Source organism: Luteibacter sp. SVR4-7G, from assembly GCF_056755555.1.
Map to the genome: position 1 here is coordinate 46,968 of NZ_JBPGXO010000031.1, position 6,949 is coordinate 53,916.

The 6,949-nt window shown below is 65.3% G+C and carries 9 protein-coding genes; 3 read left to right on the forward strand and 6 right to left on the reverse strand.

Annotation, left to right across the window (positions count from 1 at the left end):
- Positions 1-35: 35 nt before the first annotated feature.
- The 5 genes from ACR9ZH_RS12790 to ACR9ZH_RS12810 form a co-directional block, all read right to left on the reverse strand.
- The gene (locus ACR9ZH_RS12790) at positions 36-530 is read right to left on the reverse strand and encodes a lipocalin family protein (RefSeq protein WP_481291133.1); all 495 of its coding nucleotides are present in this window, start codon (positions 528-530) and stop codon (positions 36-38) included.
- Between the two features lie 67 nt (positions 531-597).
- Positions 598-1,140 carry a HutD/Ves family protein gene (locus ACR9ZH_RS12795; RefSeq protein ID WP_481291134.1) on the reverse strand — a complete coding sequence of 181 codons (543 nt, stop codon included), beginning with the start codon at positions 1,138-1,140 and terminating at the stop codon, positions 598-600.
- On the reverse strand, positions 1,137-3,233 hold the full coding sequence (gene dinG, locus ACR9ZH_RS12800) for an ATP-dependent DNA helicase DinG (protein WP_481291135.1): 2,097 nt from the start codon (positions 3,231-3,233) through the stop codon (positions 1,137-1,139). Before dinG ends, ACR9ZH_RS12795 begins: the two co-directional genes overlap by 4 nt.
- Positions 3,234-3,299: 66 nt before the next feature.
- On the reverse strand, positions 3,300-3,587 hold the full coding sequence (locus ACR9ZH_RS12805; RefSeq protein WP_481291136.1) for a DUF2188 domain-containing protein: 288 nt from the start codon (positions 3,585-3,587) through the stop codon (positions 3,300-3,302).
- Positions 3,588-3,686: 99 nt separating this feature from the next.
- On the reverse strand, positions 3,687-4,268 hold the full coding sequence (locus ACR9ZH_RS12810) for a DNA-3-methyladenine glycosylase I (RefSeq protein WP_481291137.1): 582 nt from the start codon (positions 4,266-4,268) through the stop codon (positions 3,687-3,689).
- A 77-nt stretch (positions 4,269-4,345) separates the two neighbouring features.
- Between ACR9ZH_RS12810 and ACR9ZH_RS12815 the strand changes: the two genes are divergently transcribed.
- From ACR9ZH_RS12815 to ACR9ZH_RS12825, 3 genes are read left to right on the forward strand one after another with little or no spacing between them, the layout of a single operon-like run.
- Positions 4,346-5,302 (forward strand): ABC transporter ATP-binding protein, encoded by a 957-nt coding sequence (locus ACR9ZH_RS12815; protein ID WP_481291138.1) that lies wholly within the window; start codon positions 4,346-4,348, stop codon positions 5,300-5,302.
- The gene (locus ACR9ZH_RS12820) at positions 5,299-6,060 is read left to right on the forward strand and encodes an ABC transporter permease (protein ID WP_481291139.1); all 762 of its coding nucleotides are present in this window, start codon (positions 5,299-5,301) and stop codon (positions 6,058-6,060) included. Before ACR9ZH_RS12815 ends, ACR9ZH_RS12820 begins: the two co-directional genes overlap by 4 nt.
- A gap of 9 nt (positions 6,061-6,069) precedes the next feature.
- Positions 6,070-6,522 (forward strand): lytic transglycosylase domain-containing protein, encoded by a 453-nt coding sequence (locus tag ACR9ZH_RS12825; protein WP_481291140.1) that lies wholly within the window; start codon positions 6,070-6,072, stop codon positions 6,520-6,522.
- Here ACR9ZH_RS12825 and ACR9ZH_RS12830 read toward each other — a convergent pair.
- Positions 6,512-6,865: a hypothetical protein gene (locus ACR9ZH_RS12830; RefSeq protein WP_481291141.1), complete on the reverse strand. Its 354-nt coding sequence runs from the start codon at positions 6,863-6,865 to the stop codon at positions 6,512-6,514. The genes ACR9ZH_RS12825 and ACR9ZH_RS12830 overlap by 11 nt on opposite strands.
- Positions 6,866-6,949: the final 84 nt, after the last annotated feature.

Here is a 6,949-nt window from a genome sequence, read left to right on the forward strand (position 1 = left end):
ATCCTGTGGGGTATGGAGTTGTATCGTCCAGATGCTCAATCCACTTCACCAGAGACGATCAGTGAAGACAGATCGTAGCCCATGGCGACAGCTCGCTCCTTGAGCGAGAAGAATGTGGACGCATCCATGCGTGGCGTACGCGACAGAATCCAAAGATACTTCCGCCCCGGCTGCCCAACCATTGCCCACCGATAATCATCGTCAAGCGCGATGACCCAGTAATCCGCCCATACCAAGGGCAACCACGACAGCCACCTCGGCGCAAAGCGCACTTGCAGTTTGCCTTGCGAAAACGGCTCGGGCCGGCGGGCCACGCCGTCGCTGCCGATGGTTCCGCCATCGGCGGTGACGCATTCGTTGTGTACCGCCACGGTACCGTCTGCGCGGGGGGCGTACGTGGCCGTGACCGGCCCCGTGCACTTCCTCTGGAAATACATCGGCAGCCGGGCGATCTCGTGCCAGGTGCCGGCGTAGCGCTCCAGATCGAGGTGGGCGACGGCGGTAACGGGCGCGGTGGCAATGGGAGGCATGGCCGTATTCCGTGGGGACGACCCCCTACGATGCGCATCCGGAGTGAACCTCGTTTGAACCCCGAAGTCAGGCCGCCGAGACGCGGACGAGCAGTGCGGTCGCGCCCGCGCTGAGCTGGATGGCGCTTGGCCCTAGCGCCGTATCGCCGGCGATGCACGGCTGTCCGTCGACACTGCCTTCGCCACCGGCAAGATGAAGCAGAGCCACGTCGCTCACGTCGACGCGGCACGGTCCACGCATGACGTCCACTCCGCCGCGCACTTTCCCTCGACGCAGCATGAGATTGAAGTCCCGCGTCGCTCCGCCAGACAGCGCGACATCGACATGCGCTTCGCCGGGGAACGCGAACGGCTCGAAAGGCACGGTCAGCGCATGCTCGCGCTCGCCATCCAGCGTCATCGTGAAGCCATCGCCTTGCAGCAGCACGATCGTCCGGTCGATCCCCGGAAAGCGCGAGAACGGCGAAGCGGTATCCACGTCGGCGATGCTCACGCGCCAGAGGAACTCATCCATGGAGGCACCCGGCGGTTCGACGGCGATCTCGCGCGTGATCCCGAGCCCGTTCTTCCAGGGCACGGGCTTCAGTTCGCTGAAACGGACGACGCTCATGCGACGCGCTCGATATCGCGGGCAAAGGGAGGCAGCGCGCGAAGCATGCCCGTGCCGTAGCGCTTGGTGACCACGCGGCGATCGAGCAGGACGATCCGCCCGGTGTCGGTTTCCGTACGGATGAGGCGTCCGCAGTACTGCGTGAGCAGCCGCGTGGCGTCCGGCACGCTCACCTCGATGAAGGGATTGCGTCCACGCGATTCGAGCCATTCCGCATAGGTCGCACCGACAGGATCGGTCGGCACCGCGAAAGGCAGCTGCGTGACCACCACGGTTTCGCAGAGCTTGCCGGGAAGATCGAGCCCCTCCCCGAACGAGGCAAGTCCGAACAGCGTGCTGCCCTTGCCGGCTTCGATGTCTTCGCAATGCTCCGCGATCAACTGCGCCTTGGACAGGGAGCCCTGCGCACGCACCTTGCGCACGAATTCAATGGGCAGGATCTGCAGCACGCGATCGAGCTTCGCGCGCGAGGTGAACAGCACGAGGTTGCCCGCGTTCCAGTCGAGGTGCTTCGCCAGCCAGTCGGACACTTCGCGCGCATGACCTTCGCGATCGTCAGGCAGCGAGTTCAAGGCCGGCACGGTGAGCGTGGCTTGCCTTTCCAGGTCGAAAGGCGAGGGCAGGCTGATCGTCACAGCTTCGTTCGGCAGTCCCACCGAATCGGCGAAACCACGAAAATTGCCGCCCGCACTCAGCGTCGCCGAGGTCATCACCACCGCGGAAGCGTTGTCCCAGAGCACGCTGCGCAGCAGCCCGCCGGCGGAGACCGCCGACGCATGGCACACCAGTTGCTGCTCCGGGGTCATGCTCACCCAGCGCGCGAGCGGCGGGCCGTTTTCGCGATCGTCGGCGGACCAGGCGTACCACGTGCGCACCTGGCGATCGAGGCGCTCAAGCGCCACGCCGAGTTCGCGCGACAACGCTTCCTGCGTCGGGCCGCCGGCCTCCATCTCCACCACGGTGCGGCGCACGGTGCGCAGCCAGCGCTGGATGTCCTTCGTGAGGAGGTGCAGGTGCTCCGCATGCATCTTCCAGTTTTCCGGAAGCTGCCCCAGCGAAGCGCGGAACACGGGTTCCGTCTCGCTCGACGAAGGCGTCCACGAGAGGCGGATCTCGCGTTCGATGGCCTCCAGCGCGTTGGAAAGCTCGAGCATCTTCTCGTCGCCGGCTTCCAGCGTGAGGTTGCCGATGCTTTCCTTGTCCGTGAGGGAATAGGCGCCGTGGATCTGGTTCTGCAAGCGGCCGATGCGCCGCACGGCCGTGGCGAGGTGCACGTCGGCGGCACCGCGGTCGATGGCCTTGCCGGGCACATGGTGCGCCTCGTCGAAGATGTACAGCGTCTCTTCCGGCTTGGGCAGGATCACCCCGCCGAAGGTGTCCTCGTCGCGCGGCATCGTAAGGTCGGCGAGCACCAGGTCCTGGTTCGCGACGACGATGTCGGCTTCGCCGATGGCGCGGCGGGCGACGAAGAACGGACACACGGCGAACGCGCCGCATTTGCGCCCGGTGCAACCGCCTGCGCTGGTGGTGATCATCCCGCGCACGAGGTCGGACAGGGGTTCGGGGCTCATGTCGATATCGCCGTTCCACTCGCGCGACTCGAACATCTTCCCGAGCTTTTCAATGGCCTTGGTGTCGCGCTCGGCCGGTGGGCGCGACCACAGCGCGAGATCGGCGTCGAACTCGAAGCCACCCTGCGCGGACGGCTCGGCCCCTGCCATGCGCAGGTTGCGCGGGCAGAGGTAGCGGGCGCGGCCCTTGGCGAGCGCCACCTTGGCCTCGACGCCGCAGAGCGTCAGGTACTGCGGGATGTCACGTTGGACCAGCTGTTCCTGAAGCGCCACGGTGGCCGTGGCGATGACCAGCTTCTTCTTCTGCGCCCGGGCGACTTCCAGGCCGGCAATGAGGTAAGCCATGGACTTACCCGTGCCGGTCGGCGCCTCGATCACGGCCGCTCCCGCCGGCTCGGCGAGCGCCTTGGCCACTTCGGCGATCATCTTCAGCTGCGAGGCACGCCCACGGAACCCCGGAAGGCCGTCCTTCAGCCGCGCATAGGCGGCGCGGATCGCGGCTTTGGTGTCGTCGGTGAGCATCGGTGGGGCGAGAACGCGCGGGGCAACCTTGCAAGGTTACCTTATCGACGTCTCATCCCACGAACCTCAGGCGTGGCGGCGATTCATCCCGGCGGGAGGCGTGCCCGCGCCGGCCACGAGGCCGGCTACCACGTAGTTGTGCTCCATCCAGGTGCCGTCGGCCTGCTGCACGTGGATTTCCACGGGGCGGCCGAGCTCGGCGGAGAGGCCGGGGGCGATGGCCTCGGCGGCGGCAAGGGCGGACGCCTGCGACGGGTACGGTCCGAGAAGCAGCGATGCGGCACGGCGAACGATCCACGGTCCCTCAGTCGATTCGCTGTACGGAATGAACAGTTGGGCGGAACTGGATGCCATGGAACCCTCGCGAAGGCAGGTGCACCAGACGGACGAGGCCGCTGATGCGGCCTCTGGATCTACGCTACGCCCAGCGGGCTAAAAAAGCCGTTAAGCCTTTCAAGACAACGGTTTACGGCCTACCTCGGTGCGCCGGGAGCAATCCGGCGCATGGCTGTTGATGAGTCCCGTGGCCTCCATCCAGGCGAACACGATGGTCGGGCCGACGAAGGTGAAGCCCCGCTTGCGCAAGGCCTTGGACACCTGCTCGGACAGGGGGCTGTTCGGCGGCACCGGGCCCTGCCAAAGAAGCGGTTCGCCGCCCACGAAGGCCCAGGCGAAGGCGGCGAAATCTTCCCCCGCCTCGCGCATCGACAGATAAGCGCGGGCGTTGCGGATCGTCGCCTCGATCTTGCTGCGCGAACGGATGATGCCCGGGTCGGCCAGCAGGCGGGCGACATCGTTCGTCCCGTACGTCGCGACCACCTCGGGTTCGAACCCTTCGAAGGCCCGCCGGAATCCCTCCCTGCGAGCGAGGATCGTCCGCCAGGAAAGCCCTGCCTGGAACCCGTCCAGCACCAGCTTTTCCCAAAGCCTGCGGCCGTCGCGCTCGGGTACGCCCCACTCGCGGTCGTGGTAGTCGCGCATGAGGTCATCGGATTCGCCCCAGGGGCAACGGACCAGCGCCGGTGTCTCGGACATGCTCATCTGCCAAGCCTCGCACCCATGCGCGTTCGGGTCTACCATCGCCCGCTTACCCACCGAACAAGCGGGTCCCCATGCCGCCACTCGACGCAACCACTTCCATACCCGACGCGATCGTCGCGGTGCATGGACTGTCCAAGACCTACAAGACCGGCTTCCAGGCGCTCAAGCGTGTCGACCTGGAGATCCGCCGCGGCGAAATCTTCGCCCTGCTCGGCCCGAACGGCGCGGGCAAGACCACGCTGATCAGCATCGTCTGCGGCATCGTCAACGGCAGCGAAGGCACGGTGACCGTGGACGGGCACGACATCGTACGCGATTACCGCGCGGCGCGCGGCCTCATCGGGCTGGTACCGCAGGAACTCTCCACAGATGCCTTCGAGAGCGTCTGGGCCACGGTGAAGTTCAGCCGCGGGCTGTTCGGCAAGTCGCCCGATCCGGCGTACCTGGAGAAGATCCTGCGCGAACTCTCGCTATGGGAGAAGAAGGATTCGAAGATCATGACGCTGTCCGGCGGCATGAAGCGGCGTGTGCTGATCGCGAAGGCCCTGGCGCACGAGCCGCGCGTGCTCTTCCTCGACGAACCGACCGCCGGCGTCGACGTGGAGCTTCGCCACGACATGTGGCAGATGGTCCATCGCCTGCGCGAATCGGGCGTCACCATCATCCTCACCACGCATTACATCGAGGAGGCCGAGCAGATGGCCGACCGTATCGGCGTGATCAATCGCGGCGAACTGGTGCTCGTGGAAGAGAAGCACACGCTGATGCGCAAGCTCGGCAAGAAGCAGCTGTCGCTGCAACTCCAGACCCCCTTGCAGGCCCTGCCGGAAGGCCTCGCCGAATGGCCGCTGGAACTCTCGGCCGACGGCGGCTGCCTTACCTATACCTTCGATACGCAGGGCGAGCACACCGGCATTGCCGAACTGTTGCGCAAGCTCAGCGCACTGGGCATCGATTTCAAGGACCTGCATTCGAGCGAAAGCTCGCTCGAGGACATCTTCGTCAGCCTGGTAAGGAGCCGCGCATGAACTTCTACGCGATCCGCGCCATCTACCGTTTCGAAATGGCGCGCACCTTCCGCACGCTGATGCAAAGCATCGCCTCGCCGGTGCTGTCGACCTCGCTGTACTTCGTGGTGTTCGGTGCCGCCATCGGCTCACGCATGGGCGACGTGGGCGGCGTGAGCTACGGGGCCTTCATCATTCCCGGCCTCATCATGCTGTCCTTGCTCAACGAGAGCATCTCCAATGCCTCGTTCGGCATCTATATGCCGAAGTGGGCCGGCACGATCTACGAGCTGTTGTCGGCACCTGTGTCCTACGTGGAAGTGGTGCTCGGCTACGTGGGCGCGGCGGCGACGAAGTCGGTGATCCTGGGCCTGCTGATCCTGCTGACCGCGCGCCTGTTCGTGTCCTACGAGATCCTGCATCCGTTCTGGATGATCGCCTTCCTCCTGCTCACGGCGGTGACCTTCAGCCTCTTCGGTTTCATCATCGGCCTGTGGGCCGACGACTTCCAGAAGCTGCAGGTGGTGCCGTTGATGGTAATCACGCCGCTCACGTTCCTGGGCGGAAGCTTCTATTCCATCTCGATGCTCCCGCCGGTATGGCAGAAGATCACGCTGTTCAATCCGGTGGTGTACCTGGTGAACGGCTTCCGCTGGAGTTTCTACGGCAAGGCCGACGTGGACGTGGCGATCAGCGCGGGCGCCACGGTGGGCTTCCTGCTGCTGTGCCTTGGCATCGTGTGGTGGATTTTCCGGACCGGGTGGAAGCTGAAGGCCTGAGGGGTATTCATGCGCCGTGGCTGGCTACGCGCTCTCATTGCATCGGCCTGCATCGTCGGGTCGATGTGGGGTGTTGCCGTCGCTAAGGCCGACTGCATCGACGATGCCGCGCGTTACCAGCATGTGGATCCGCTTGTGCTGCGGGCGATCGCCTACCACGAATCGCGCATGCATCCGGGTACGCTCAACCGGAACTCCAATGGAAGCATCGACGTCGGCGTGATGGGCATCAACTCGCTGCACTTCGCGGAGCTCGCCGGATACGGCATCGCCCCAGGCCATCTCCGCGACGGCTGCACGAATGCGTACGTGGGCGCCTATTACCTTCGCAAGAAGGTCGACAAGTACGGCGACACCTGGCGCGCCGTGGCGGCTTACCACTCCGAGACCCCGGAACTGGGTGCGGCCTATGCCAATGCGATCCGGGCCGTGTTGGCCCGGTGGGGCGTGTTCAGCCGGTAGCCTCGGCGATGCAAGCCTGGCAGAGCGCCCAGGCTTCCGGATCCTGTTCCAGCGTCTGCACCACCTGGCTCAGGACAAACTGGAAGTTCGCCCCCTGGGCAGGGTTTCCAAACTCCTCAAGCATCAGGCCTTCGATGAGGCGGCCGACGAGAATTTTTTCGTCTGTAACGCCGGCATCGTGCATGCGCCGCACCATCGTCATGGGTGCCAGCGGCCCTGACCCGTCCGTCCCGCCAGGAGGTGTCGCCACGCTGCGGGACGGCAAGCCCGTGCCGGGGCGATCCGCGGCGATCCGCGAGCGCAGTTGTTCGTATAACCGGTGGGTGCGGGAGATCTCCGTCATGGGCACAGTATACGCAGCCGCCTAAACCGGAGGATGGCTGGGTCGCAAGTTTTTGCGTCAAGAATGTGACCGTTCGGGACTAGA

What these genes read in the sequence shown, in the direction of transcription:
- ACR9ZH_RS12790 (WP_481291133.1), bottom strand. Translation starts at nt 530, where the DNA reads ATGCCTCCCATTGCCACCGCGCCCGTTACCGCCGTCGCCCACCTCGAT.
- ACR9ZH_RS12795 (WP_481291134.1), bottom strand. Translation starts at nt 1,140, where the DNA reads ATGAGCGTCGTCCGTTTCAGCGAACTGAAGCCCGTGCCCTGGAAGAAC.
- dinG (WP_481291135.1), bottom strand. Translation starts at nt 3,233, where the DNA reads ATGCTCACCGACGACACCAAAGCCGCGATCCGCGCCGCCTATGCGCGG.
- ACR9ZH_RS12805 (WP_481291136.1), bottom strand. Translation starts at nt 3,587, where the DNA reads ATGGCATCCAGTTCCGCCCAACTGTTCATTCCGTACAGCGAATCGACT.
- ACR9ZH_RS12810 (WP_481291137.1), bottom strand. Translation starts at nt 4,268, where the DNA reads ATGTCCGAGACACCGGCGCTGGTCCGTTGCCCCTGGGGCGAATCCGAT.
- ACR9ZH_RS12815 (WP_481291138.1), top strand. Translation starts at nt 4,346, where the DNA reads ATGCCGCCACTCGACGCAACCACTTCCATACCCGACGCGATCGTCGCG.
- ACR9ZH_RS12820 (WP_481291139.1), top strand. Translation starts at nt 5,299, where the DNA reads ATGAACTTCTACGCGATCCGCGCCATCTACCGTTTCGAAATGGCGCGC.
- ACR9ZH_RS12825 (WP_481291140.1), top strand. Translation starts at nt 6,070, where the DNA reads ATGCGCCGTGGCTGGCTACGCGCTCTCATTGCATCGGCCTGCATCGTC.
- ACR9ZH_RS12830 (WP_481291141.1), bottom strand. Translation starts at nt 6,865, where the DNA reads ATGACGGAGATCTCCCGCACCCACCGGTTATACGAACAACTGCGCTCG.